21 protein-coding genes are annotated in these 25298 nt (G+C 44.0%); 7 read left to right on the top strand and 14 right to left on the bottom strand.

Going from position 1 to position 25298, the window contains the following annotated elements; translation table 11 throughout:
• The first annotated feature begins 219 nt into the window (after positions 1 to 219).
• Positions 220 to 1953 carry a glycoside hydrolase family 13 protein gene (locus ACP26M_RS20620; RefSeq protein ID WP_426582867.1) on the top strand — a complete coding sequence of 578 codons (1734 nt, stop codon included), beginning with the start codon at positions 220 to 222 and terminating at the stop codon, positions 1951 to 1953.
• Between the two features lie 117 nt (positions 1954 to 2070).
• Here the strand turns inward: ACP26M_RS20620 and ACP26M_RS20615 are convergent, their stop codons facing one another.
• The 3 genes from ACP26M_RS20615 to ACP26M_RS20605 form a co-directional block, all read right to left on the bottom strand.
• Positions 2071 to 3702, bottom strand: coding sequence for a DUF5597 domain-containing protein (locus ACP26M_RS20615; RefSeq protein ID WP_426582865.1), 1632 nt, complete (start codon positions 3700 to 3702; stop codon positions 2071 to 2073).
• A 99-nt stretch (positions 3703 to 3801) separates the two neighbouring features.
• Positions 3802 to 4818: a nucleoside hydrolase gene (locus ACP26M_RS20610; RefSeq protein ID WP_426582863.1), complete on the bottom strand. Its 1017-nt coding sequence runs from the start codon at positions 4816 to 4818 to the stop codon at positions 3802 to 3804.
• 63 nt (positions 4819 to 4881) lie between these two features.
• Complete coding sequence (locus ACP26M_RS20605) at positions 4882 to 5580, bottom strand: SMUG2 DNA glycosylase family protein (RefSeq protein WP_426582861.1); 699 nt, start codon at positions 5578 to 5580, stop codon at positions 4882 to 4884.
• A gap of 111 nt (positions 5581 to 5691) precedes the next feature.
• Between ACP26M_RS20605 and ACP26M_RS20600 the strand changes: the two genes are divergently transcribed.
• From ACP26M_RS20600 to ACP26M_RS20580, 5 genes are all read left to right on the top strand, one after another.
• On the top strand, positions 5692 to 6435 hold the full coding sequence (locus tag ACP26M_RS20600; RefSeq protein ID WP_426582859.1) for an SDR family oxidoreductase: 744 nt from the start codon (positions 5692 to 5694) through the stop codon (positions 6433 to 6435).
• 97 nt (positions 6436 to 6532) lie between these two features.
• Positions 6533 to 7384: a glutamate--tRNA ligase family protein gene (locus tag ACP26M_RS20595; RefSeq protein WP_426582857.1), complete on the top strand. Its 852-nt coding sequence runs from the start codon at positions 6533 to 6535 to the stop codon at positions 7382 to 7384.
• 198 nt (positions 7385 to 7582) lie between these two features.
• Complete coding sequence (locus ACP26M_RS20590; RefSeq protein WP_426582855.1) at positions 7583 to 8431, top strand: phosphatidylinositol-specific phospholipase C/glycerophosphodiester phosphodiesterase family protein; 849 nt, start codon at positions 7583 to 7585, stop codon at positions 8429 to 8431.
• A 22-nt stretch (positions 8432 to 8453) separates the two neighbouring features.
• Entirely contained in the window at positions 8454 to 9617 is a 1164-nt protein-coding gene (locus tag ACP26M_RS20585; RefSeq protein WP_426582853.1) for a glycosyltransferase family 4 protein, read from the top strand.
• Positions 9618 to 9750: 133 nt separating this feature from the next.
• Positions 9751 to 10638, top strand: coding sequence for a PfkB family carbohydrate kinase (locus ACP26M_RS20580; RefSeq protein WP_426582851.1), 888 nt, complete (start codon positions 9751 to 9753; stop codon positions 10636 to 10638).
• Between the two features lie 229 nt (positions 10639 to 10867).
• Here the strand turns inward: ACP26M_RS20580 and ACP26M_RS20575 are convergent, their stop codons facing one another.
• The 8 genes from ACP26M_RS20575 to ACP26M_RS20540 form a co-directional block, all read right to left on the bottom strand.
• Positions 10868 to 11629, bottom strand: a complete 762-nt coding sequence (locus ACP26M_RS20575; RefSeq protein WP_426582849.1) for a tetratricopeptide repeat protein — start codon at positions 11627 to 11629, stop codon at positions 10868 to 10870.
• 1 nt (position 11630) lies between these two features.
• Positions 11631 to 13448: a BatD family protein gene (locus ACP26M_RS20570; RefSeq protein ID WP_426582847.1), complete on the bottom strand. Its 1818-nt coding sequence runs from the start codon at positions 13446 to 13448 to the stop codon at positions 11631 to 11633.
• Positions 13449 to 13472: 24 nt separating this feature from the next.
• Positions 13473 to 14222: a tetratricopeptide repeat protein gene (locus ACP26M_RS20565; protein WP_426582845.1), complete on the bottom strand. Its 750-nt coding sequence runs from the start codon at positions 14220 to 14222 to the stop codon at positions 13473 to 13475.
• A complete protein-coding gene (locus tag ACP26M_RS20560; RefSeq protein ID WP_426582843.1) occupies positions 14219 to 15259 on the bottom strand; it encodes a vWA domain-containing protein in 1041 nt (346 codons plus the stop codon). The genes ACP26M_RS20565 and ACP26M_RS20560 overlap by 4 nt, the downstream gene beginning before the upstream one ends.
• Positions 15260 to 15263: 4 nt before the next feature.
• On the bottom strand, positions 15264 to 16268 hold the full coding sequence (locus ACP26M_RS20555; RefSeq protein WP_426582841.1) for a vWA domain-containing protein: 1005 nt from the start codon (positions 16266 to 16268) through the stop codon (positions 15264 to 15266).
• Positions 16265 to 17221 carry a hypothetical protein gene (locus tag ACP26M_RS20550; protein WP_426582839.1) on the bottom strand — a complete coding sequence of 319 codons (957 nt, stop codon included), beginning with the start codon at positions 17219 to 17221 and terminating at the stop codon, positions 16265 to 16267. Before ACP26M_RS20550 ends, ACP26M_RS20555 begins: the two co-directional genes overlap by 4 nt.
• A gap of 17 nt (positions 17222 to 17238) precedes the next feature.
• Entirely contained in the window at positions 17239 to 18114 is an 876-nt protein-coding gene (locus tag ACP26M_RS20545; RefSeq protein WP_426582837.1) for a DUF58 domain-containing protein, read from the bottom strand.
• A 119-nt stretch (positions 18115 to 18233) separates the two neighbouring features.
• The gene (locus ACP26M_RS20540; RefSeq protein WP_426582835.1) at positions 18234 to 19289 is read right to left on the bottom strand and encodes an AAA family ATPase; all 1056 of its coding nucleotides are present in this window, start codon (positions 19287 to 19289) and stop codon (positions 18234 to 18236) included.
• A gap of 416 nt (positions 19290 to 19705) precedes the next feature.
• On the opposite strand from ACP26M_RS20540, the gene ACP26M_RS20535 reads away from it, so the two are divergent.
• Positions 19706 to 20737: a hypothetical protein gene (locus ACP26M_RS20535; protein WP_426582833.1), complete on the top strand. Its 1032-nt coding sequence runs from the start codon at positions 19706 to 19708 to the stop codon at positions 20735 to 20737.
• Positions 20738 to 20921: 184 nt separating this feature from the next.
• Here the strand turns inward: ACP26M_RS20535 and ACP26M_RS20530 are convergent, their stop codons facing one another.
• Genes ACP26M_RS20530 through ileS form a run of 3 tightly spaced genes read right to left on the bottom strand, consistent with a single transcriptional unit; the run spans position 20922 to position 25294 of the window.
• A complete protein-coding gene (locus tag ACP26M_RS20530) occupies positions 20922 to 21527 on the bottom strand; it encodes a lipoprotein signal peptidase (protein ID WP_090533800.1) in 606 nt (201 codons plus the stop codon).
• Positions 21528 to 21911 carry a TraR/DksA family transcriptional regulator gene (locus ACP26M_RS20525; RefSeq protein WP_090533802.1) on the bottom strand — a complete coding sequence of 128 codons (384 nt, stop codon included), beginning with the start codon at positions 21909 to 21911 and terminating at the stop codon, positions 21528 to 21530. It lies immediately after the preceding gene.
• Complete coding sequence (ileS, locus tag ACP26M_RS20520) at positions 21911 to 25294, bottom strand: isoleucine--tRNA ligase (protein ID WP_426582830.1); 3384 nt, start codon at positions 25292 to 25294, stop codon at positions 21911 to 21913. The genes ACP26M_RS20525 and ileS overlap by 1 nt, the downstream gene beginning before the upstream one ends.
• Positions 25295 to 25298 lie beyond the last annotated feature (4 nt).

The following is a 25298-nucleotide window of genomic DNA, read 5'->3' as shown; positions in this document are numbered from 1 at the left end:
AAAATTCAATTTATTGACTGTGTAATTGTGATAGGTGTTAGCTCATTTCTAAACCCCGAAATGTGCATAATGTTTGAACTTTAAATTTGTAGGGGCGCTAAGGCAACGGATTTAGTTGCATTATTTTTTGTTCCGCTTAAATATTGCTACCTTAATATTCTCTTGTTATAAACCGCAGAAAGTCAGTTTTGTCCTGCTAAAACTTAACCAATTATGATCATGAACGTACCTTACTTTCGTTTTGTGGCCTTCATTGTTTTTATGTTTGTTGCCTTTTCAGGGGCTGCGCAAAACAATCAAGGCAGAGCAGACACCATTGACCGCAAATGGTGGAAGGAAGCCGTAGTTTACCAGGTTTATCCCCGAAGCTTTAAGGACAACGATGGAGACGGTATTGGTGACCTGAAAGGCATTATCTCCAAACTTGATTATATCAAAAGCCTCGGTGTTGATGTTGTTTGGCTTAACCCAATTTACAGCTCGCCTAATGACGATAATGGCTATGATGTAAGCGATTACCGCAACATCATGAAGGATTTTGGAACCATGGATGATTTTGATGTTTTGCTGAAAGGCATGCATTCCCGCGGTATAAAACTGGTGATGGACCTGGTAGTAAATCACAGCAGCGATGAGCACGAATGGTTTAAACAAAGCAGGAGCTCGCGCAAAAATCCGTACCGGGAATATTATCACTGGTGGAACGCCGAAAAGGGCAAACCCGCTTATCGCTACAGTTTATTTGACGTAAACCACGATGCCTGGCGTTATGATTCGCTTACCAATGCCTATTACCTGCATTATTTTTCGCACAAGCAGCCCGACCTTAACTGGGAAAATCCAAAACTGAGGAATGAAGTATACGGCATAATGAAGTTTTGGGCTGATAAGGGGATTGACGGTTTCCGGCTGGATGCCTTCCAATTTGCTGCAAAGGATACTACCTTTCCGGCCTTTCCGAAAGGGTTTGAAAAAAACTTTACCCAATATTACGGCGTACAGGGCAATTTGCACGGATACCTGCAGGAAATGAACAGAGAAGTGCTCAGTAAATATAACGTAATGAGTGTAGCCGAAGGTGCAGGCAATACTTTTGAAGACGGCCATAATTTAGTTGATGCCGACAGAAATGAATTGAACATGGCTTACGCATTTGAAGGTGTGGATATTGCCAAACCCGAAGGCTATAGCGTAGTTCACTTAAAACAGGTATTTACCAAATGGGATAGTGCCTTTGCATCAAAGGGGTGGTTATCAATATTCTTAGCCAATCATGACCAGGCCCGGTTGGTAAGCAGGTTCGGCAATGATAGCCCAGAGTTCAGGGCAGTATCGTCAAAAATGTTGACCACCTTTTTGATGACCATGCGTGGTACACCCTATTATTATAATGGCGATGAACTGGGCATGTCCAATGCTGGTTTTACAACAATTGATGATTACCGCGATGTGCAAACCTTGAACGAATATCAGCGGCAAAAAAATATCGGCGCTGATTTGCCCGCTTATTTAAAACGAATAGCCTTTGAAAGCCGTGATAACGGGCGCACTCCATTTCAATGGAACAGCACGGCCAATGCCGGTTTTACAACGGGTACACCCTGGATAAAGGTAAATACCAATTATAAAAGTGTCAACGCTGCTGCGCAGGAAAAAGATGCCAATAGCACGTTGAATTATTTCAGGCGGATAGTAAAGCTTCGGAAGGATAATCCGATACTGGTATACGGAAAATATACATTGCTCGACGCGCAAAACCCCGATACTTATGCCTACACCAGGGAGTTGAACGGCAGGAAGCTGCTGGTACTCCTGAATTTTACGAGTAAAACAGTTCCGGCTCAAACGGGTATTGATTTGGGTAATGCAACGGTTTTAATCGGCAATTATCAAAAGCCATCAAAAAATGGCACGCTGATGCCGTATGAGGCGGTGGTTTATGAGGTGAAATAGGGGGTAAAGTAGAGACGCATAGTTGCGTCTCCAAATATACAGAGCCACGTTTAATTCAAAATTGCGTGCGTGACCTGCCTGAGAGAGACGCAATTATGCGTCTCTACATTAATAATTTTACCTTACCACCAACGAAATCCGAAGTACCCTTGGCTTATCGCCAATTGCAGGCCCTCCCCAGTCTGTTTCATCACCATTAAGGATGCGAAGCGATTTAAATACGCTTTGATCATACCAGTATTCCTCAACCTTGAGGTATTGCCATGCCTTACCGGTGTTGCTGCCGGCCGGGCGGAAAGTGATGCGGCAGTTTGTGCCTGTCATGATAAATTTATTTTCATTAAGGCTAACAATCATGGCTTTACCGTTATGGTCTTTATTAGGTTTAAGTTCACCACCCCGACCGCTGCCAAATTTTACAATGGCATCCCAGGCACCAAGTTTAATGCTTTGCTCCGCACCATCTTCATGTTCAACAACGGCTTTGATCTTATCTTCAAATGCCCATTGTGCCAGCTCCCGCATCATTGGTGCTGCCACGGCATATTCATCCGCAAAAGGGGAAAGTAGCTCGGCCAAATGATCATCGTTTGAACTATCGCCATTGTCATCTATCCCGAAAGGCGAAAAACCAATACCGCCATGGGCCAAAACATCATAAAAATATTTGGCATTATCAGCAATTAAACCAGCTTCGGGTACAAATAAAGTATTATCCGCACGGGTATATAAGTCAATTACTTTCAATATCCTTTCACTGCCCGACAGGTAAATATCAGGAGCAAGCAAGTCGATGGATGGGGCGGCTGCTTTCCAGATCGGAATCACATTATCCGTTGCACCGCCACTTTCATAATGGGTTGCCGTCGGATTGGTAAGCGGATCGCGAAGGGCCACGTTCACATACAATGGAAGCGGATATTCTGCTTTTCCAGCTGCCGCAACCTGTTCAATGAACCGGGCTATTGACCAGGCCTGGAAATATTCGTCAGCCCTGTCGCCAAAAACTTTGGTCCACGAGCCTTTTGAGTGTTCCGATACATTCAGGGCTTTTAGTACTGCTGGTTTTAACAGTTGGGCCGGCACATCGCCCTCAAACAGTTTTTGCGCCTTAGCTGAATGGTCGCGAATGGTGTCCCATGAGCCCGGTTCATTTTCAACCTGCACCATGATTACGGTATATTGCCCATCGGCCTGCTTTAAGTAACGCATTACCGCCGAAAACGCTTTGATATCAGCATCTAAAGTAGCTTTTGAATGCGGGGAGGGCGAATCAATGGGCTTGCCTGTTTTACCTGTAATGTTTGGGTATTTTTCTGCATCACGTTTCATCCATTCGGGCATGTAGTGGTTACTGCCATTTTTCCAGGTGCCAAACCAGAGCAGCACCAAATGTACGTTGTGCTGCCGGGCCTGGGTAAGCAGGGTATCAACCAGCGCAAAATCAAACTTTCCGGCCTGGGGTTCTATTTGTTCCCAGTAAATGGGCACTTCGAGCGTGTTAAGGTGCATTGCCCCGGCTGATTTCCATACACCCGGCATTAAAGCAGGCCATGCGCTTGAGTTATGCGCCTGGCCGCCCAGCATCAAAAAGGGTTTGCTATCAACTAAAAATGCGTGCCTGCCATTTTTTTCGATAAGCCGTGGTAGCGATGTATCATTAGTTTGGGCAAAAGTTTGACTCCCCGCAAATAACAATGAAGTAAGCAGGAGCATATTTTGAGCTTTTTTGCCAATTTGTTTAAGCATGATATCAAGGTTTATGATCAGGCCAAAATAAGTACAAAACAGCGCTTAAGGTAATACTAAATAAACCGTTTATAGTTAAAAATATACAGGCTGCTGCCTTTACTTATTCAGCTCCAGTTTGGCAAAAAAATCATTGAACATGAGGTTGATATCCAACCTGCGATAAACACGGATATTACGACCGTGGGCATTATAATCATACCCACCCTGCGCATTAATGAGTGGGCAGGGCTTTAACACATATTCGCTCGATGAAGGATCGGCCTCAAAGGATGATTGCAAGGCGGTAAGCAAAACCAGCGGACTATCGCCCAAAATATAGGTCTCGCCTAAATTAAGATGGAATTGCTGGATGCGGGCCATTAAGTTTTCAAGTACGCCAGTGAGGTATTTACCGGCTTCACCCTGCGGGTTTATTTTAAGTTGTAATTCAGAATAGGGCAATATCGCCTGGCGGTACCCGTCCCTTGGGATTTGCCAAAGCTTTAATTGCGAATGGTTAAACACCGCCCTTGCTGCATTGATATCGATATTGAGGTTATATTCAGGACTGCTGTAATTTGGCGGGGGCAATGCCAGGTCGCTGTATTCCGGGCCGCCAATCCATACCAATGTAAGTTTATCAGCAATTTTGGGTTCGGTTAATACCGCCGATGCAATTTCGGTAAGCCCGGCGCCGCAAAGGATATACAATGGCAGGGAAGTATCTGTACGGGAAGCCTCTTTAATGATCAGGTCGACAGCCTTGCTTTTAACCGGGGTGCTATCGTTCACCATAGCCGTATTGGAGCCGGCAATTACCGGGAATTGATCTTTGATCTTCAAAACGGCTAACAGGTCTGCAGCCTTTTTTGCCGCATTCTCCGCCTGGGTTTTAGATCTGTCGAACCCATCATTGGCATTCAGGTGCGAACCGATGATCCCTCTAACGTCAACCGATGGGGATAATACCAAATGTGTAAGCGCAAATAAGCCATCCGGGTCTCCGCTAAAATCATTATCCATGATCACCCTGATACGGGGCGAAATGAGTTTATTGTTGGTAGATACTGATTGACCTTTTGAAATAAAAGGAAAAATAAAGAGTAGAAATACTAAAAACTTGCTTGGGGTCATTGCTTACAGGCTAATTGATTGGTGCACACAATATAAGTGTTTTACCATGAAATAAGTATCCGTTTACCCCGCAATACTTTCAAAAGCAGTAAGGTACTTATCAATATAAAATTGTTTGCTTGCCGTTTTGTATTGCATGATAAAGCGGGGATGTTCCAATGCTATGATCTCGCCAAAGAAATGATATTCGTCATTTAGCTTGCGCAGGAATGTTTCATTCTTTCCCGTACCAAAACAGAAACATTTTTCGGTATTAATGCCCAGGTCAATCTGCTTGCGGATGTTTTCGATCATGAAATGGTAAACGGCGCGGGTTAATTCCTTGCTGTCGTAATAATTATAATTTTTTTCTTTGCCGCTGGTATTAATACTGGTAAAACCGAGCGGACAAGGGGAGTTGATATAGATCTGCTTATAAAAAGCTTCCGGTCCGCCAAAGGCATTGATCACTTCGTAAACAAATACCGATGATGGCTCGTGCGACATTTTGCCTTCATAATTGATATGACATTCGGAGATCAATCGTTTAGGGTCGGTAAAAGGAATGCCTGTTAAGCCTCCCCCAAACCGGCCCGGGTTAATGCCCAAAATGATGTGGCGCTGCTGATTATCGTTGTAATATTTATGATAAAACTCATCAACAATACGCATAGTTTGCGGATGCTCCTTAAACGGGTTCATAATGCGGATACCTTCGGGTAAAGGATCGCCGGTATAAATTAATTGTTCATTGAATCGGATAATCCGGTCTGCAAGTGTCATAGCTCAAATTTAGCATTATAAATTTTGAAGGCTAATCGCTTTTTACCAAATGGTAAGTGCAGCCGATTGTTTATGGGGGAACTTTGCGGTGTCTAAAAAAGAATAAACATTATGAACAGTCAAATTGAAAACAAATCGTCATTAAATGGCAAAAGGGTAATTATATTGGGAGGTAGTACTGGTATAGGCTTCGCGACAGCAAAAGCTGCTGCTGCCGAAGGTGCAAATGTGGTGATAGTTTCAGGTAATCAAAGCAAGATCAATAACGCTTTAAGTCAATTGCCTGAAGATGCTGAAGGCTACGCCGTGGATCTATCGCATGAGGAAAATATAAAATCATTTTTTGAGCAGGCCGGGAAGTTCGATCACCTGGTTTATACCGCTGCCGAAAACCTTAATTTGAATAATATCGACCAAACAGATATCGAGGCCGCACGTAAGTTCTTTAATCTCCGCTATTGGGGGGCTTATGCTGCTGTCAAGTATGGTGCCCCGTTCATTAATGAGGGCGGCTCGGTAAACCTAACTGGGGGCACGGCGGGAACAAGACCGGCAGCCGGCTGGTCGATAGCCAGCAGCATTTGCGGTGCTATGGAAGGTTTGGTAAGAGCCCTGGCCGTTGAGCTTGCTCCTGTACGCGTAAACGCCGTAATACCCGGTGTAATTGATACTAACCTTTGGGATAGCCTGCCTGCCGAAGATAAAGAAGGGCTTTATAATTGGGCAAAAGATACGTTGTTGCTTGGCCGTGTTGGCCATGCGGATGATGTTGCCCTTGCTTTTGTTTATCTCATGAAACAAAGCTTTGGAACCGGATTGAATTTGGTGGTTGATGGGGGGACGTTGCTGGCATAGCCAATCTTTTCATTCCTCCCCATCTTTTGTATCTTGGCTCGTTCATTAATCATAAAAACAATTGACAATCCCACCGATACATTTTAATAAAACCCGCATGGCACCAACGCCAAGCGGGTTTTTGCATGTGGGCAATGTGCTGTCTTTTTCTATCACCGCGGCATTGGCGCGTAAGCATGGCGCTAAAGTTTTATTGAGGATTGATGACCTCGACCGGGCAAGGGTTAACCGGGAATACCTGACTGATATTTTCGATACGCTACGATTTTTGGAGATCCCCTGGGATGAAGGCCCGCGGGATGCGGATGATTTTGAATCCCAATTCTCCCAAATTCATCGGATGCAGCTGTACAATGAAGCTCTTGATCAATTGGTTGCGGGTGATTTTGTTTTTGCCTGCACCTGTTCCCGCAAACAACTTAGTGAAACTGGAGGTTGCACTTGTTTGGCGAAGCAGTTCCCCCTTAATACCCCCGACGCGAGCTTGCGATTACATACCAATAATGCAGTTTCGTTACAGGTGAAAAACTATGATGGTACTATTATCCAGGCACAACTACCTGTCGAAATGGAAAATTTTGTGGTCAGGAAAAAAGACGGCTTCCCGGCCTATCAGCTTACTTCAATTGTTGACGACCTGTTTTACGGCATTGATCTGATTGTGAGAGGCGAAGATCTACGGGCATCAACACTGGCACAACTTCAACTGGCAACGGTACTGGAGAAGCAGGCTTTTAATGATGCCAGATTTTATCATCATCTACTGTTGCTTGAAGCGGATGGTAAAAAACTATCCAAATCGGCCGGTTCAACATCGATAAGATATTTAAGGCAGGAGGGTAAAAGTGCGGAAGACATATTTATGCTTATCTCAGATTTGTTTGCGCTTCCCGAAAGAGCCACTAACTGGCAGCAGCTTGCCGAATTAATCCTTCGCAGATCCGCATAGCTTACTAACACGTGTTTATAAAATGCATATTTAATATGAATCCGCCTTAATCGAAAAGTGTTGGTTTGTATATTTTAATGTGATGAAAATGTTAAGCCATTTACAATAAATTAAAGCAATTGATGCTTTTACTTTACCATGACATAACTGCCTGTACATATCGGGAGGGTAAATTTGTAGCAACAAATACAAATTACGATGCAAGCAGCATTTTGCCACAAGCACCTGAAATTTCTGTTTTTTGTTATCCTTGCCTTCAGAGCCATTACCTGCCAGGCTCAAAATAACCCGCTCTCTAAAGGTTTCGCGCATAATGACTACTGGCACAACCGACCGCTGTACGATGCTTTGGATAACGGTTTTCAAAACATAGAAGCTGATATTTACCTGCGTGATGACGAATTGCTGGTTGCACATATGTTGCCCGCTTTTCAAAAAAAACGCACCCTGGAGCAGCTTTATTTAAAGCCATTGTTTAACTGTTATGAAGGGAAAAACAGGGAGGTGGTGTATCCGCTTTCTCCTGTTACCCTGATGATAGATATCAAATCCGACGCTGAAAAAACCTATGCAAAGCTGTCGGAAGTATTAAAGCGCTACGCGCCAATGCTGTCGAGCTATAATAACGGCGAAATAACAGAAGGCAGCGTAACCATTGTTATAACCGGCAATAAGCCTTATAAAATGCTTCAGGCACAAAAACAGCGGTATGCTTTTATTGATGAAGATTTGATGCAGGTACATACCGATACGCTTTCAAACACTGTTTATAAAACTGCCAGCTGCAAATATTCGCGCCTGATCAGTTGGACAGGTAAAGGCCCCATGCCTGAAGATCAGAAACAACTGCTTCGTGATTACGTAGCCGCTGCGCATCACCATAAAAAACGGGTACGCCTGTGGGCTTCTCCCGAAAACAAGGAAGTATGGAAGGCCTTGCTTGAATGTGAGGTAGACCTGATCAACACCGATAAATTAGCCGAATTAAGGGAGTTTCTGATGACGGGGCCGGAACCTGTAAGATATGCGAAGGTAAACACAAAGTAATAACCGCTAATCAGTCAATAAGATGAAAAAGATCAGAGTGGCTTTTTTTGCCGAGATACTTATTGAAAATTTTGACGGTGCAGTACGTACGATGCATCAGCTTATTGAACGGATTGATCGTAATGTTTTTGAGTTTTTGTTTATTTACGGGGCCGGGCCGGATAGCATAGCGGGTTTTGAATCATTAAAAGTGCCGGCTTTGACCTTGCCAATCAACACCGGTTACACTATGGCGATACCTGCTCTGGTGATGGGCGAGCTAAAAGATGAGATAGATAATTTTTCGCCTGATGTTGTACACATCGCTACGCCATCGCTTTTGGGCAATTTTGCGTTAAAGTATGCTACCCACCGTGGCTTGCCTGTTATCAGCATATACCACACCCATTTTATTTCCTATATCGATTATTACCTGAAACATACCCCCTTCCTGATCAATAAGGTTAAACAGATGATGACGGAAAGTCACAAGGCTTTTTATAATCAATGCGATCAGGTTTATGTGCCTTCAGTTACCATGAAGGACGAACTGATTGATATGGGGGTTGATACCTATCGTATGAAACTATGGCAGAGAGGAATAGACACCAGCCTGTTTTCGCCTCGGCATAAAAAGAGTCTGCGCTCGTTGACAGGAAATGATAATGCTACCATTTTGTTTGCAAGCCGCTTGGTTTGGGAAAAAAATCTGGAAACCCTGTTTGAGATCTATACCATTATGCAGGACCGCCATCCCGAAGTTAACTTCATAATAGCAGGCGACGGCGTTGCGCGCAAAGCCTGTGAAGCGAAGATGCCCAACGCTGTATTTACCGGTAAGGTAGATCATAAAACACTTTCGGTTTTATACGCGTCATCAACCTTGTTCCTGTTTCCTTCGGTATCTGAGGCTTATGGTAATGTAGTACTTGAGGCTATGGCATCGGGAGTACCGTGCGTTATTGCCGACGGCGGCGGTTCAAAAGATTTTATTGAGCAAGGTATTAATGGTTTTAAATGCGAACCATATGATGCAGGCTGCTATGTTGAGCGGATTGAAATACTGCTTAAAAGCAATGGTCTGAGAGAACAATTTATTGAAGAAGGGCTTCAATACAGCAGTCGTTTAAGCTGGGAGCATCTTGCATCGGTATATTTTGATGATTTGGCTGAAATGGCTGGGGCGGATGTGTTGAGCATCGTATAAATTCCAGGTAATTCGTAAAGTGATTTCCCTGTCACAAAACAGATAACTTCTTGTACTCAAAATCCTATTTCTTACATTTGCCGTTTATTTTAAATAATAGGGGCTGAGTATCAAATCATAATAGGGGAATTTCATGTACGATATTTGTTGTGTAGGGCATATTACGTTAGATAAAGTAGTGACACCGCAAGCGGTGAAGCATATGGCTGGCGGTACTTCTTTTTATTTTTCAAACGCCATCCGTAATATGGATGTTAATTATACACTGGTTACTTCGCTGGCTTTAAGCGAAATGCCGGTGGTTGAAAAACTCCGCGGCAAGGGTATTGAAGTTCATGCCACTACTGGCGGCGAAACGGTTTATTTTGAAAATATTTACTCTGCTAATCAGGATCACCGCACCCAGCGTGTGCTGCAAAAAGCCGATCCTTTTACCATTGAACAGCTTGATGAGATCCAGTCCCATGTTTATCATTTGGGCCCTTTACTGGCCGATGATATCTCCGTAGAATTTATAAAGGACCTCGCTCAACGCGGAAAGCTTTCTCTTGACGCGCAAGGCTATCTGCGTAAAGTAGAAGATAAAAACGTAGTGGCTATCGACTGGCCCGAAAAGCGCGAAGCCCTGCAACACATCCACATCCTGAAAGTGAACGAGCACGAAATGGAAGTACTTACCGGTATTACTGATATCCATGAAGGTGCTAAAGTGTTGAACGAATGGGGGGTTAAAGAAGTGGTAGTAACCCTGGGCAGTATGGGCTCGGTTATTTATACCGATGGTGTTTATTACCAGATCCCGGCATATAAACCGGTTGAAGTAGTTGATGCCACTGGTTGCGGTGATACTTACATGGCAGGCTATTTATACCAACGCGCCAAAGGAAAAGATTTCCAGGAAGCAGGTGAGTTTGCCGCTGCCATGGCCAGTTTTAAAATAGAATCGTCAGGCCCTTTTACCGGAACGGAAGAGGATGTATTGGAGCTGTTAGCGAAACATAGCTTAAAGCCGAAAGCTTAAGGCAAATACACAAATACTGGTTCAAGTTTAGCGATAGCGTAACTTGGACTTAAAATAACTTAAGCTTTCAGTTTAACCATGCTGCAACAATAGAGATCATCGGAAGCAGAATGCTTCCACGGTTTTAGGACGAAGTTACGCTATCGCTAAACTTCGACCAGAAAACGGTTGAATTGAGTTTAAAAAGCAACCTTTCGCCTTTTACCTTATCCTTTCACCTCCCCAAAAACTATATTTCCTTAGCATCCGAGGCATTGATCCAGCCCTCGTTGCCGCTGGCCAGCCTGATCTTCATCCAGCCGTTGTTATCTTCCAATATTTCAACCTTGGTACCGTCATGGATCAGAAACAGGTTTTTAGCATTGGGCGTTGGCGCGCTTTTTACATTGACAGATGTGCTGAAAATGATTGCGCCATGGTGTGCGTTAAAATATTGATCCTGGCGACTTGCAACAAACATGCTTGCAAAACCGAAAAGCAAGATCACTAAAGCCGAATAAAACGACCATTTTTTAATGCTTACCGAATTAGCGAACCTGTATACGATCAGCAATGCGCATCCTGCAATAATGAATAGGATTGTCATCACTGCCAACGTTGTTAACGAAAAACGGAGAATAAACGAGTGCCACCATTTGGTTATGAAAAACTCGGTACCTGCCTCTACCTTATCGGTTGTTTTTTGATTGGCAAACTGGATATTGAAATTGATATCCTCATCGCCGGGCGAAAGCTTATGCGCCTTTTCATAATACAACAGGGCAGATGGTACATCCTCATTTTTAAAGTAGGCATTGCCCAGATTATAATAAACCAATGCCGACTGGTGCCCGTCATCCACAATTTTCTGGTATGTGGTTATAGCTTCTTTATACTGACCTTTGGCGTACTGGTCGTTCCCTTTTTTTAACAGGATGTTAGCTTCATCGTTAGCTAATGCATATATAGGCATAACGATGGTGAGCAGTAGATATATAATGCGCTTCATCATGTCATATTTTATTTTCAATGTTATTGATCATGTTTTGTGCCTTATCAAACACCTGCTGCTCGGTAATGCCTGATACCGGGGCATAACGCGCCATTTCGCAAAGATCGAGTGTGTCCAACATCTCATTAATGAGGCTTTCATCAAGCGAGCGGGCTTTTAGTTCCGAAGCTATCTTTTCGCGGTTAAGATCAGCATAGGGGATATTAAGCTTATCGCTCAGGTAACCATATAAACCGCGGAACAGATTTTCATAAAATGCCTTTTTATCGTTCAATTGCTGTTTGGCACTGGCCAGGTGTTTAGCTGCCACTTTACCTGCTTTACGACTTTTTAAACCAACCATATCTGCGTTGTTTTTATCGCGCCATTTACCGTAAATTAAAGCCCCCAGGAAACCTGCCGGACCTAATATCAGCAGGAAATAATATAATCCCGATCCATAAAAATCGCTGCTTACTTCATTTAGCTCGCTGCCGGTTTTTATGTAACGGATATCATTGCTTAGCAGCTTAACATCCTGTTTACCCGCGTTTGAAAAGGCGGTAACATTGCTACCATCGCCGGTACCTTTAGCTACTTTGATATGGAATGCCTGGGTAGTTAAAGTAACATACCTGCCGGTAGCAGGGTTAAAGTATGCGAACTTAACCGGGTCGACAGTAAAATCGCCCTGGTGCCTTGGGATCAGCAGATAGGTGTATTTTCTGCTGCCCGATGCCCCGCTGGCGTTTATGGTAATTGTATCGGTTATCTTGGGCTCATACTTCTCAAAGTCAGCCGGGAAAGTTGGGCTTATCGGTTTTAATAATTTCAGGTTGCCTGCGCCGCTTACCTTTATGGTGTAATTAATGGCATCATTAGCTTTAACATCATTTTTATCAAGCGAAGCTTCGATATTAAATTTACCCACAGCGCCGGTAAACTCAGCAGGTTTGCCTGCCAATGGCAATGGTTTTACGTGGATGACAACAGGAGTGCTTTTAATCTTGTACTTCACATCCTCATATCCGCCAAAAAATGCATCGAAGGGGTCGCCTGATGATGAAGCGGCCTGTTGCCTTACTATAAAGTTCATGACAGAAGGCTCAATAGTGATATTACCCTCATGCTCTGGGAACAGTACGGTTTGTTTAATATCGGTTACGTTGTACCGTACACCATTTAAAATTTCGGTGCGCCATTGGGCGTTGGGATTAGTATTTTTGATCTCCTGGCTATAAAAACCGTTCAGATCAGGGATTTTTTCCGGTTCGCCGTTGGCGATGTTAACCCGGGTATAAAGGCGCAGGTTCATCATGATCTGCTGACCCATGTAAGCCGTTGTTTTATCTACCTCGGCACGTAAAAACAATGATTTGGAGATATCGCTTACACGTCCTTTTTGAATGTTGCGGCTATCCGGGCCATTGCTGCTTTGTTGCTGAGTTTGCTGGTTAGCCTGCCCGCCCTGGCCTTTTACCACTTTAATTTTAATCGGGGCAGTGCTGTAAGGCCTTCCGCCCGCCATAATAGTAGCAGGGCCGATGGTTAATTCGCCTTCTTTAGTTGGTACAAGATCATACCCGTATGCGATGCTTGCAGAGGTAACGCCATTGATCATGGATATGCTATTGGATACGTTGGGGCCGCCAACCACCTGGAAACCACCAAATGAAGGAGGCGCAAAACGATCGGCATTGGCATTAATAGAAAAAGTAACTTCAAGTACTTCGCCTGTGCCTATGGTGGTTTTATTTACCGATGCCGTGAACTTTACCTGCGCAAAAATCAGGCTTGAGCAACACAACAGCAGCGTTAATATGGAAAGTTTAATTTTCATTAGTATCTACAAAACAACAAGATTTTACCAATCTTTTGAAATAGGCACCTTAGCACCTTTTAATTTTTTATTCTTAAGCTTATCCTGGGTTTGCTTTTCATCATTGTTAAGGGCATCAAGCATTCGCTGAGCGTCATCTTTTGACAACTGGTTAGGCTGTTGTCCCTGCTGATCTTTCTGATCCTGTTTTTGCTTATCCTGATCCTTCTTGTCCTGGTCCTGCTTATTTTTATCCTGATCTTTTTTGTCTTTATCCTTGTCCTTATTGTCTTTGTTATCTTTATTCTTATCCTTGTTTTTGTCCTTATCCTTATTATTCTTATTGCCGCCTTTATTCTTATCCTGCTGGTTTTTCAGCATTTTTTGAGCATAGGCAAGGTTATACCGGGTTTCCTCGTCTTTAGGGTTATTAATGAGGGCCTTTTTATAAGCGTCGATACTTTCCTGGTATTTCTTTTCGGTCAAAAATGAATTGCCGATGTTGTGATAGGCGCCTGCTTTTACATTTTTATCGATGGATCCCGTTGCCAGCTTATTGAACTGCGCCGCTGCATCATCATATTTTTTCTGTTTAAACATGGCGTCGCCAAGGTTAAAATTACCCTCCAGGGTTTTTTCCTTTTTGCTCATTGCTTGGCGGTAAGCCGCCTCAGCTTCTTTAAACTTTTTTTGCTGATAAAGCTCGTTACCCTGCTTCAGGTATTTTTTTTCCTGCTGGGCAAAAATAAATGAAGCCTGCAGCACTAATAAAATGGCTATGATATATTGCTTCATGTGTTTTTTACTTCAAATAATTTGATCTTACTCAGGCGCATGTTTTTACGGATGGAAATAAAGAACTCGGCCAATAACAATACAAAAGCAATTGCCAGGAAAAACTGGAACCTGTCTTCAAAATCCTTAAACTGTTTGGTATCCGTCATTTTGCGCTGCACCTTGGTTATCTGGTCCATTACAATGTTGAGGCCGCTATTGGCATTATTGGCACGTACATAAACACCGTTTCCTGCTTCGGCAATCTCCTTGCCCATTTGCTCATTCAGCTTGCTTACTACAGGGTGGCCTGTACTGTCATTATGGAAACCGGTTTGTTTGCCGTTTTGATAAATGGGGATTGGTGCACCTTCTTCCGAACCTACTCCAACTACATTTACCGTAACATTTCTTGCTAAAGCGGCTTTGGCTGCCGATACAGCATCGTCCTCATGGTTTTCACCATCGGTAATAATGATAATGGACTTGCCTGTTCCGTTCTTAAAATCAAACGACTGCATGCCTAAATTAATTGCAGCGCCAATAGCTGTGCCCTGTGTTGGTACCATTTCGGTATTAATGGTATTGAGGAACAGTTTAGCTGCCGCATAATCCGTAGTTACCGGAAGCTGTACATAAGCCTGGCCCGCAAATACAACGATGCCGATACGGTCGTCATGCAGTTTATCAATCAATTGGGATAACGCACGTTTGGCGTTTTCCAAACGGTTAGGGGCAAGGTCTTGCGCCAGCATACTGTTGGATACGTCAAGCAGGATCATCAGATCTGCACCTTTGCGTTTCACCTCTTCGGTTTTTGAACCCAGCTGCGGATCGGCTATGCCCACTATAAGCAGAGCATAGGCCACTATAAAAAAGATAAATTTGATCCATGGGCGTGAAAAGGAAACCTGCTGCATCATTTGCATCACCACTTCCTTATTACCCAAGGAGGCTATGGCTTTACGTTTCCACCAGTTTACCCTCAAAAAAATAAAGAGCAGCAGCGGAATAGCAAGCAATCCCCATAAAAATTCTGTATTTGCAAAACGTAGCATGCTGTTATGTTATAGCTCCCTTAAGCAGGGTGTGTCTTGTTAAAAATTCTAACGATAAAAGCGCCAGCGCAATAATGGCGAACGGCAAAAACCGTTCTGTTTTTTTGCGGTATTGGGTAACGTCTATCTTGGCCTTTTCCAGTTTGTCAATTTGCTCGTAAATATCCTTCAAAGCACTATTGTTGGTTGCCCTGAAGTATTTACCGCCGGTAATTGTGGCGATCTTGCTCAATGTACCCTCATCAATATCAACCTTCATGCGCTGATATTGGATGCCCATTGGAGTTTGAACCGGGTAAGGTGCAAAGCCGTTAGTGCCGATGCCTACTGTATAGACCCTAACACCAAATTGTTTGGCAATTTCGGCAGCGGTAACCGGAGGGATAGAGCCCGAGTTGTTTGAACCATCGGTAAGCAGGATCACCACTTTACTTTTGGCCTCACTATCTTTTAAACGGTTTACAGCCGTAGCCAAGCCCATCCCGATGGCAGTACCGTCTTCAATCATCCCATTTTTTATATCGGCATAAAGGTTTACCAGTACCGAGTGATCAATGGTGAGCGGACATTGCGTAAAACTCTCACCACTAAAAACTACCAGGCCTATCCTGTCGTTAGGGCGGTTCTGGATAAAATCAATGGCGATGTTTTTACCAGCCTCAAGCCTGTTGGGCTTAAAATCTTCGGCGAGCATACTGCCGGAGATATCAGAAGCAATAACAATATCGATGCCCTCAGTAGTAGTATCCTGCCAGCTTAATGACGATTGCGGCCTTGCCAGTGCTACGATCAATGCTGCCATTGCCAATGAGCGTAATATAATGCCCAAATGCCTGAAACGGGGCAGCATGCTTTTTGTGATCATGGCAAAACCCCTGATAGTAGGCATAGCCAGGTTACCCTGCAACTGCTTTTGTTTCCAAATGTACCAGCCCACCATAAGCGGGATGCTGATCAGCAGCCAGAAAAAGCCCGGATGAGCAAATTCTATTCCTTTAAACCAAATCATTTTGCCTCATCTCCCTTCACATTTACATCGGTTGGCCTGGCATGGGGTTGTGTATCTTTAATAAAAGTAACGGCGTTTTCCATGCTCTTTTCATTTTCATTGGCCGCGGGTTTCTCTTTGGCAAACTTTACCATATCGGCAAGTATGAGCAATTGCCTTAACAGGTTCCTGTCTTCGCTGGCTATGTCCATGCGCCTTAAGCTGGCAAAGATCTCTTCGGATGTTTGCTCCAGGGCTTGGATGTTGTACCGTTTTTCAAGGTACTCGCGCACCACATCGCTCAGTTCGATATAATATTGTTTAACCTGGTCATGCTGCCAAAGCTGCTTGTTTTTGATCTCTTCGAGTTTTTGAAGGGCCTGGATATGCAACGGGATATCGGGCTTAACTTCTTCAACAATCACTTCCTTTTTAGGCCGTTTTAACAAATAGTAAACCACGGCGCCAATAATGATCAAGCCAAGCAATATACCTGTAACCAGCTTCCAGTTATCACGCAGCCAGTCCCAAAAAGTGTATTTAACAGCCAGTGGCTGTTTAATGTCATAGAACGCTTTAGTTGTATCAACGGCAACAGTTCTGACATCAAGATTCAATGTATCCGTTAGTAAGTCGCCTACCGGTGACTTATAGGCGTATGACGGGATGATATAGGTGCCGCTATCGAAAGCGGTAATGGTATAATGCCTGTTGATGGTTTCGATAGACTGATCGCCCTTATCAAAAGCAGTATCTGCCTTAAAGTTTACAATCCGGATCTTGCCGATGCTGTCGGCCAGTTTAGGAAATCCGATGCTGTCCTTAGCGTGAAAACGAATACTTAAGTTGAGCTGTGTTTGTTCGCCTATCAGGATAGATTTTTTATCCAGTGTAGCCTTTGCCCCAAAGTTTTGTGCCCTGCCTGTTTGGTAAAAGCCTGCAAGCAATACCAACATAGCCAGGGTGTATTTCATATACCTGTTCATATATTTTACCGCCGGCCTTCCCGCTTTTTAAATAATGTCATTAATGGTTTAACGTATGATTCATGTGTGCCAATGGTAGTATAGTCAACCCCCGAGCGGCGAAAAGCATCTTGCAGGGCGGCGTTGCGTTTCACAGCATCCCATTTAAAGGCATCGCGAACAGCCTTATCGCCGGTGTTAACCCACATGATGTGCCCGCTTTCCTCGTCCTTAACCGGGATGAGGCCCAGGTTCGGGAACTCTTCTTCGTGCTTATCGTACAGCTTTACGGCAATGATATCGTGCTTTTTATTGGCGATCTTGAGCTCGTTTTCAAACTCGGGCGTAATAAAGTCAGAGATCACAAAGGCGGTGCATTTCTTTTTAATAACGCTTGTAAAATATTTTAATGCCCCGGCTACGTTGGTCCCTTTATTTTCGGGCTGAAAATTGATCAGCTCGCGAATGATCATTAAAATATGACTACGGCCCTTTTTGGGCGGAATAAACTTCTCGATCTTATCGCTGAAAAAGATCACACCCACCTTATCATTGTTTTGTATGGCCGAAAATGCCAGTACCGCGCAAAGTTCGGTAGCAAGGTCCTGCTTTTGCTGGTTCTGCGTGCCGAAGTTTTCAGACCCGCTCACATCCATCAGCACCATCACGGTAAGCTCGCGCTCCTCATCAAAAACTTTTACGTAGGGGTGGTTAAAGCGGGCGGTCACATTCCAGTCGATGGTACGGATCTCGTCGCCGATCTGGTATTCGCGCACCTCGCTAAAGGCCATACCGCGCCCTTTAAAAGCCGAATGATACTCACCCGAAAACAAGTGGTTACTTAAGCCACGTGTTTTAATCTCAATTTTCCTAACCTTTTTTAGCAGATCCTTGGTTTCCATAGGCGCCCCCCTAAATCTCCCCCGGAAGAGGAGACTTTTGAATGTCTTAGTTAATTTTAATTAAATGCCCTTTTTCTTAAAGCCCTCCCTTCTCATGGAAGGTTTGGGTGGGGCGGCCATTACGGTACCTCAACAGCGTTCAGGATTCCTGTGATAATATCCTCACTGGTGATGTTTTCAGCCTCGGCTTCGTAGCTTAAGCCAACACGGTGCCTTAACACATCGTGGCAAACAGCGCGTACATCCTCCGGGATCACATAACCACGGCGTTTGATAAAGGCATAAGCCTTGGCTGCAAGTGCCAAACTGATACTGGCCCTTGGCGAGGCACCAAATGTGATAAGCGGCTTGTATTTGGCAAGCTTAAACTGATCGGGGAAACGGGTAGCGAAAACAATATCGATGATGTATTGCTCTATCTTTTCATCCATGTAAACCTCGCGAACAATCTGGCGGGCTTTAATGATCTCTTCCGGCTTGATGATAGCGTTTGGCTTATTCATGCCGGCCGGTGAAATGTTGGCGCGCATGATCTTTTTCTCATCCTCTTTATTAGGATATTTGATCACTACTTTAAGCATAAAACGGTCAACCTGAGCTTCGGGCAGGGGATAGGTACCTTCCTGCTCAATAGGGTTTTGAGTTGCCAATACCAGGAACGGGTCGGGAAGCCTGTACGTGGTATCGCCAATAGTTACCTGACGCTCCTGCATGGCTTCAAGCAACGCACTTTGCACTTTGGCTGGTGCACGGTTGATCTCATCGGCTAAAACAAAGTTGGAGAAGATGGGGCCTTTACGCACAATAAACTCTTCCTTTTTTTGGTTGTAGATCATGGTACCCAGCACGTCGGCAGGGAGCAAATCCGGAGTAAACTGGATCCGGCTAAAATCGGCCTGGATAGCTCTTGACAGGGTATTGATGGCAAGCGTTTTTGCCAATCCTGGTACACCCTCCAATAAAATGTGCCCGTTAGCAAGTAAACCGATGAGCAATCGCTCAACCATGTAACGTTGCCCAACTATTACCTTATCCATCTCCATGATCAGCAGATCGATAAACGCGCTTTCTCTTTGTATCATTTCATTCAGCGCCCTGATATCGGTTGAATACGATGTTGGAGCTGCCGGAGCTGCTGATGAAACATTTCCAGTGTAACTATTTTGTTCTTCCATTAATTTTTTCGTTTCGGTAGGCAAACTTAAACACCCGCTCAATTTTTCGCCAACTAAAATCCATGCTTAAATGTTAAAAAGTGTTAAATCGTTATATATCGCGGCAGATATATCTGTTTAACACTCACAATGTTTGGTGATAATTGTTAAATCTGGCTCTGTTAAGTCCCAATATACACTATTTAGCCGCTTGTGGTAATATATAACGTGTTAAAGCAGGTTTTATTGATTAGCGTAGGGTTTACATTTATAAATGTTAACTCGCGCTGGTTTACAAACGAGTGCGTAACCTGGGTGTGTTGCAACGCTAATGGTAATGCGATCGCAAACCATATTAAGCACTCGTTTACAAACGGACGCGAGGTTAAAATTTCCCGACTTTATTATCTACTTTTAATCAACATTATCCGGGTGATATGAAAAAGAGAAGATTGTTATTTATGCTGGTTGTGACCGTCTTTTCGGCAATGGCCGCAAGGGCACAAAATGTATATAAAAACATCCCTCTACCAAAAGCCATCAACGGTGTGAACGAAGAATTTTCGGGTGTGACCATTTATGGCGGCCGTCTTTACCTCGAACCGCAATACGGCGATCATAAAGAAACAAAATTGGATGGCACATTTAACCTGTATAGCATCTTTGCAGATAGCATCAACCGGGTTATTGACGGACAGGATACAGCATTATCAGCCTATAAAACCATCAGCGTAAAAGGGCTGAATTTGCTGCCCGATTCTGTAAAGGCAAACTATGAAGGCTTTGAAGCTATCAGCATCGCTAATAATACGGTGTTCCTTTCTATAGAAACGGATGATAAATACCCATACTGTTTTGTGCTGAAGGGCAAATTAGATACCGTTAAAGGAGAAGTGATAATTGATCCGGAGCATTTTATTTCCCTGCGGAGATATCCATCCATCAGCAATGCCGGTTTTGAAAGTGTTACCTATCTCCCTAAAGAAAACAAATTGCTGGCTTATTATGAGTTTAATGCCATGCCCAAAGGTGGCTGCGGCTATTTGATAGATACTTCCTTTAGTAAAGCCCCTGAGCAAATTAAAACGCCATTGCTGTATTTCAGGGTCACGGATATTGCGGCAGCCGGTGATGGAAAGATTTACGGTGTAAACTATTTTTGGAATGGTGATTATGATGCCTATTTAAATAACGATTGGGTGAAGAAGCCTGAAGCGGCCATAGGTAAACTAATACCGGAGCTTGGTAGTAGGTTGAGCGCCAATCCTAACTACCTGCACAATAATCCTTACGCAGCGATTGTGATGCTGGATACCCGTAAAAGTAAGCAGTGGAAATATGTACGTTCATTTGATGGCGTTAAAAATAACTGGGAAGGTATAGCCCTGTTTAAGAAGGGGGTATTGATTGTTACCGACGCCAACAGGAGCAGTAAGCAGGTTTGCAGGCTGGTTTATGTGGGTTTTTGACGAAGCGACATTTCAATAATAAAAGAAGGCTGTCATGTTGAGGCCCTCGAAGCATGGTGGGCAGGCCTCTACGCGCGACCCTTCGACAAGCTCAGGGTGACATGGCCTTTGCACCAATTTCATCTTCTTCTCCAACAAAAAAAGCCGCTCATTGCGGCTTTAATATATTAAGGATTTAATAATTCTATTCTTCAACCATTTCGCTGTTGGGGCTGGCTACTTCTGGTTTTTCGTGTTTAAAATAGCGCTTCTGGTACAGCAGGATCATTATAACACCCACGCAGATAGAGGCATCGGCCAGGTTAAAAACCGGTCTGAAAAACTCGAACGACTCGCCTGCCCAAAACGGGAACCATGACGGATAGGTGCCACGCAATAGCGGAAAGTAAAACATATCAACCACACGGCCATGAAATAAAGGGGCATATTTATACATTATACCATAAAAGGTTGAGTCGATAATATTGCCCATGGCGCCGGCTAAAATGAGTGCTACGTTCATGATGAGCCCGCGATGGTATTTGTGTTTAATTAAATAAATAAGAGTGTAAATTATACCGCAAACCGCAACTATGCGAAACAGCGTTAAAGCCAGTTTGCCCGCATCGCCGCCCCACTCCATACCAAATGCCATACCGTTGTTTTCGGTATAGTGCAGCATCCCCCTGCTTCCCAGGAAACGAATTTCGTCCTGGAGTTGCATGTGCGCGCGGACCCAGGTCTTGATGATCTGGTCGGCAAGGATAATAAAGGCAGCAGTTAAAAAAGGTTTGGTATAAGCAGCCTTCATTTATTGCTTTAATTTAGCTTCCATAGAGAGGGTTGTGTGCGGAACAGCACGTAAACGCTCTTTCGGGATCAGCTTGCCTGTTTCGCGGCAAACACCGTAAGTTTTATTTTCAATACGTACAAGCGCGGCTTCAAGCTGCTCAATAAATTTTTTCTGACGTGCAGCCAACTGGTTTATCTGCTCTTTTTCAAGCGTGGCCGAGCCATCTTCTAATGTTTTGTAAGTACCGGCGGTATCATCGGTGCCGTTGGCATTAGGCGAACTCAATGACGTAGCCAATGAATTTAATTCTTCGCGGGCTATGCGCATTTTATCCAGGATAATCCCTTTAAATTCCTGCAGGTCAGCTTCAGAATATCTGGTTTTTTCTTGTTCTTGTTTCATTATACTTTACTAATAGCAATCAATATTTCTTGTTCGTCAATTGTAACAGGTTCTCCCCCGGTAAGGTTATCCACAAACGTAATGCTGTCGGCCAAAATTTCGGCGCAAATGTAGGATAGATTCTTTTCCACGGCCTCTCTGATCGCCGGGGTGCTGCTTACCTGCACGTTTATCCTGTCAGTTACTTCAAATCCTTTGGTCTTACGTATATTCTGCACACGGTTGATAAACTCGCGCGAGATACCCTCCTGTTTTAATTCGTTGGTTATGGTAACATCTAAAGCCACGGTTAGTTTTCCCAAATTTGCCACCTGCCATCCGGGAACATCTTCGGCTATGATCTCAACGTCGGTAGCTAATACTTCGTATTTGCCATCAAGAACCGGGATGTTACCGTTAGTTTCTAAAGCTGCAATATCTTCCTGGCTGAAATTTGTGATGGCTTCGGCTACAACTTTCATATCCTTACCTACTTTTTGGCCTAAGGCCTTAAAGTTTGGCTTTATTTTCTTTTTGATGAAACCTGCGGTATCGGTAATATACTCGATATCCTTGATGTTAGTTTCAGACAAAATGAGGTCTTTTACCTGCTCAACGTGTAATTTAAAGCTTTTATCCAGTATTGGCAATAAAATTTTGCTCAATGGCTGGCGCACATTGATATTCACCTTTTTACGAAGTGACAAGGTTAATGACGAAACATCCTGTGCCAGCTGCATGCGCTCTTCAAGCTCGGCATCAACCAAAGCGCTGTCATACTCAGGAAAGTAAGCCAGGTGTACCGATTCAAACTCCTCTTTACCCGTAACAGCATTCAGATCGCAATATAATCTATCGGCAAAGAATGGTGCAATTGGCGACATTAGTTTGCTGATAGCGATGAGACAGGTATATAATGTTTGGTAAGCCGAAAGCTTATCTTCTGTATTATCAGATTTCCAGAAGCGGCGGCGGCTTAAACGGATAAACCAGTTGCTGAAATGCACATCAACAAATTCCTGGATAGCACGGGCCGCCTTGGTTGGCTCAAAATCGGCATAGTAACCGTCAACCTCTTTGCTCAGGGTGTTTAACAGTGATATGATCCAGCGGTCAATTTCAGGGCGTTTGCTGATCTCAATTTCGGCTTCGCTGTAAGTGAACTTATCAATGTTAGCGTACAGTGTGAAGAATGAATAGGTGTTATACAGTGTACCGAAAAACTTACGCCTAACTTCATCTATACCCTCTTCGTTAAATTTAAGGTTATCCCATGGCGATGCATTGCTGATCATATACCAGCGGGCAGCATCAGCGCCATATTTTTCGATGGTCTCGAACGGATCAACGGCATTGCCTAAGCGTTTAGACATTTTATTGCCGTTTTTATCAAGCACCAGGCCGTTTGATACTACGTTTTTGAACGCGATACCTTTATTGCCAACCTGTTCATTGATAGCTTCCACCTCGTCACTTGCTTCGCTCAACATTACGGCTATAGCGTGCAGGGTGAAGAACCAGCCGCGGGTTTGGTCAACGCCCTCGGCAATGAAATCTGCCGGGTACGCATTCTTAAATTCTTCCTGACCTTCAAACGGGAAATGCCATTGTGCGTAAGGCATAGCGCCCGAGTCAAACCAAACGTCGATCAGGTCGGGCTCGCGCAGCATTTTATTGCCGGTTGATGATACTAAAACAACATCATCAACATAAGGACGGTGCATGTCTTCCAACTTAAAACCCTCAGGCATGAAACCTGCTTTGATCGATTTTGCAATCTCTTCATTTAATTCGGCAATTGAACCAATGCAGATCTCTTCCGTTCCGTTTTCCTCGCGCCAGATAGGCAGCGGGGTGCCCCAGTAACGTGAACGTGAAAGGTTCCAGTCCACCAAATTTTCCAGCCAGTTACCAAAACGGCCTGTACCGGTTGATTCCGGTTTCCAGTTGATGGTTTTGTTCAGCTCCACCATTTTATCCTTAACCGCAGTGGTACGGATAAACCAGCTATCAAGCGGATAGTATAATATCGGCTCATCGCTGCGCCATGAGTGCGGGTAGCTGTGCTCGTATTTTTTTACGTCGAACGCGCGGTTCTCGGTTTTTAATTTGATAGAGATCAGTACGTCGGTCGGTTTAAAACCTTCTTCGGCACGCTCTGCGTCGGTATAATATTCTTCCTTAACGTAACGGCCGGCGTAATCGGTAACTTCATCAACAAAACGGCCTTGTTTGTTCACCAACGGAACATCTTTGCCGGTTTCGTCTTTCACCATTACCGATGGCACATTGTTTTCTTTACAGGCCCTGAAGTCATCCGCACCAAAAACAGATGCGGTGTGTACTATACCGGTACCGTCTTCCGTGGTAACAAAGTCGGCAGGAATAACACGGAACGCATTTTTTTCCAGGTCCTCGTTGGTTACATAAGGCATCAGCTGCTCGTAGTGGATGCCCACCAATTGACTACCTTTTACTTCTGCCTCTATTTTCCATGGAATGATCTTGTCGCCGCCTTTGTAATCAGCGAACGAAGCATTCTCACCTTCGGCTTTGAAATATTTTTTAACGAGGTCTTTAGCCAGCACTACACAAACCGGTAGGTAGGTGTAAGGGTTAAAGGTGCTGATTTTAACGTAGGTAATGCCTTCGCCAACGGCGAGGGCGCAGTTTGATGGTAAAGTCCATGGGGTAGTTGTCCAGGCGAGGATAAATACTTCCGTATCTATTCCGTTGAACAAAAACTCCGAATCGCCGTCGCGTTTAACTTTAAACTGCGCGGTGATGGTGGTATCCTTCACCATTTTGTAGGTGCCAGGCTGGTTAAGCTCATGTGAGCTTAGGCCGGTACCAGATTTTGGAGAGTATGGCTGTACGGTGTAACCTTTATACAGCAGATCTTTATTGTGCAGCTGTTTAAGGATCCACCAAAGGCTTTCAATGTATTCGTTTTTGTAAGTGATGTACGGATCATTCAGGTCAACCCAGTAACCCATTTTCTCGGTCAGGTCGTTCCAAACATCGGTATAACGCATCACCTCCTTGCGGCAGGCATCGTTATAATCCTTTACGCTTATTTTTTTGCCGATATCATCTTTGGTGATGCCCAGGGCTTTTTCAACGGCAAGCTCAATAGGCAAACCATGGGTATCCCAACCGCCTTTACGTTTTACCTGGTAGCCTTTAAGGGTTTTGTAGCGACAAAAAATATCTTTAATTGAGCGCGCCATTACGTGGTGAATACCAGGCATGCCGTTAGCGCTCGGCGGCCCTTCATAAAAAGTATAAGGGTTACCCGCCGGACGGCTGGTAATGCTTTTTTCGAAAATATTTTTCTGTTTCCAGAAATCCAGTATCTCTTTGCCGGTTTGCGATAAATTTAACTGCTTATATTCCTTGTACATCTAT

It is taken from the genome of Mucilaginibacter sp. R-33 (assembly GCF_049949235.1).
Lineage (GTDB): Bacteria > Bacteroidota > Bacteroidia > Sphingobacteriales > Sphingobacteriaceae > Mucilaginibacter.
Note: the sequence above shows the minus strand (reverse complement) of the source record. Positions and strands in the feature narration are given on the sequence as shown.

Excerpts from the sequence above, each read along its gene's own strand:
- ACP26M_RS20620 (WP_426582867.1), top strand. The coding sequence starts at position 220 with ATGAACGTACCTTACTTTCGTTTTGTGGCCTTCATTGTTTTTATGTTT.
- ACP26M_RS20615 (WP_426582865.1), bottom strand. The coding sequence starts at position 3,702 with ATGCTTAAACAAATTGGCAAAAAAGCTCAAAATATGCTCCTGCTTACT.
- ACP26M_RS20610 (WP_426582863.1), bottom strand. The coding sequence starts at position 4,818 with ATGACCCCAAGCAAGTTTTTAGTATTTCTACTCTTTATTTTTCCTTTT.
- ACP26M_RS20605 (WP_426582861.1), bottom strand. The coding sequence starts at position 5,580 with ATGACACTTGCAGACCGGATTATCCGATTCAATGAACAATTAATTTAT.
- ACP26M_RS20600 (WP_426582859.1), top strand. The coding sequence starts at position 5,692 with ATGAACAGTCAAATTGAAAACAAATCGTCATTAAATGGCAAAAGGGTA.
- ACP26M_RS20595 (WP_426582857.1), top strand. The coding sequence starts at position 6,533 with ATGGCACCAACGCCAAGCGGGTTTTTGCATGTGGGCAATGTGCTGTCT.
- ACP26M_RS20590 (WP_426582855.1), top strand. The coding sequence starts at position 7,583 with ATGCAAGCAGCATTTTGCCACAAGCACCTGAAATTTCTGTTTTTTGTT.
- ACP26M_RS20585 (WP_426582853.1), top strand. The coding sequence starts at position 8,454 with ATGAAAAAGATCAGAGTGGCTTTTTTTGCCGAGATACTTATTGAAAAT.
- ACP26M_RS20580 (WP_426582851.1), top strand. The coding sequence starts at position 9,751 with ATGTACGATATTTGTTGTGTAGGGCATATTACGTTAGATAAAGTAGTG.
- ACP26M_RS20575 (WP_426582849.1), bottom strand. The coding sequence starts at position 11,629 with ATGATGAAGCGCATTATATATCTACTGCTCACCATCGTTATGCCTATA.
- ACP26M_RS20570 (WP_426582847.1), bottom strand. The coding sequence starts at position 13,448 with ATGAAAATTAAACTTTCCATATTAACGCTGCTGTTGTGTTGCTCAAGC.
- ACP26M_RS20565 (WP_426582845.1), bottom strand. The coding sequence starts at position 14,222 with ATGAAGCAATATATCATAGCCATTTTATTAGTGCTGCAGGCTTCATTT.
- ACP26M_RS20560 (WP_426582843.1), bottom strand. The coding sequence starts at position 15,259 with ATGCTACGTTTTGCAAATACAGAATTTTTATGGGGATTGCTTGCTATT.
- ACP26M_RS20555 (WP_426582841.1), bottom strand. The coding sequence starts at position 16,268 with ATGATTTGGTTTAAAGGAATAGAATTTGCTCATCCGGGCTTTTTCTGG.
- ACP26M_RS20550 (WP_426582839.1), bottom strand. The coding sequence starts at position 17,221 with ATGAAATACACCCTGGCTATGTTGGTATTGCTTGCAGGCTTTTACCAA.
- ACP26M_RS20545 (WP_426582837.1), bottom strand. The coding sequence starts at position 18,114 with ATGGAAACCAAGGATCTGCTAAAAAAGGTTAGGAAAATTGAGATTAAA.
- ACP26M_RS20540 (WP_426582835.1), bottom strand. The coding sequence starts at position 19,289 with ATGGAAGAACAAAATAGTTACACTGGAAATGTTTCATCAGCAGCTCCG.
- ACP26M_RS20535 (WP_426582833.1), top strand. The coding sequence starts at position 19,706 with ATGAAAAAGAGAAGATTGTTATTTATGCTGGTTGTGACCGTCTTTTCG.
- ACP26M_RS20530 (WP_090533800.1), bottom strand. The coding sequence starts at position 21,527 with ATGAAGGCTGCTTATACCAAACCTTTTTTAACTGCTGCCTTTATTATC.
- ACP26M_RS20525 (WP_090533802.1), bottom strand. The coding sequence starts at position 21,911 with ATGAAACAAGAACAAGAAAAAACCAGATATTCTGAAGCTGACCTGCAG.
- ileS (WP_426582830.1), bottom strand. The coding sequence starts at position 25,294 with ATGTACAAGGAATATAAGCAGTTAAATTTATCGCAAACCGGCAAAGAG.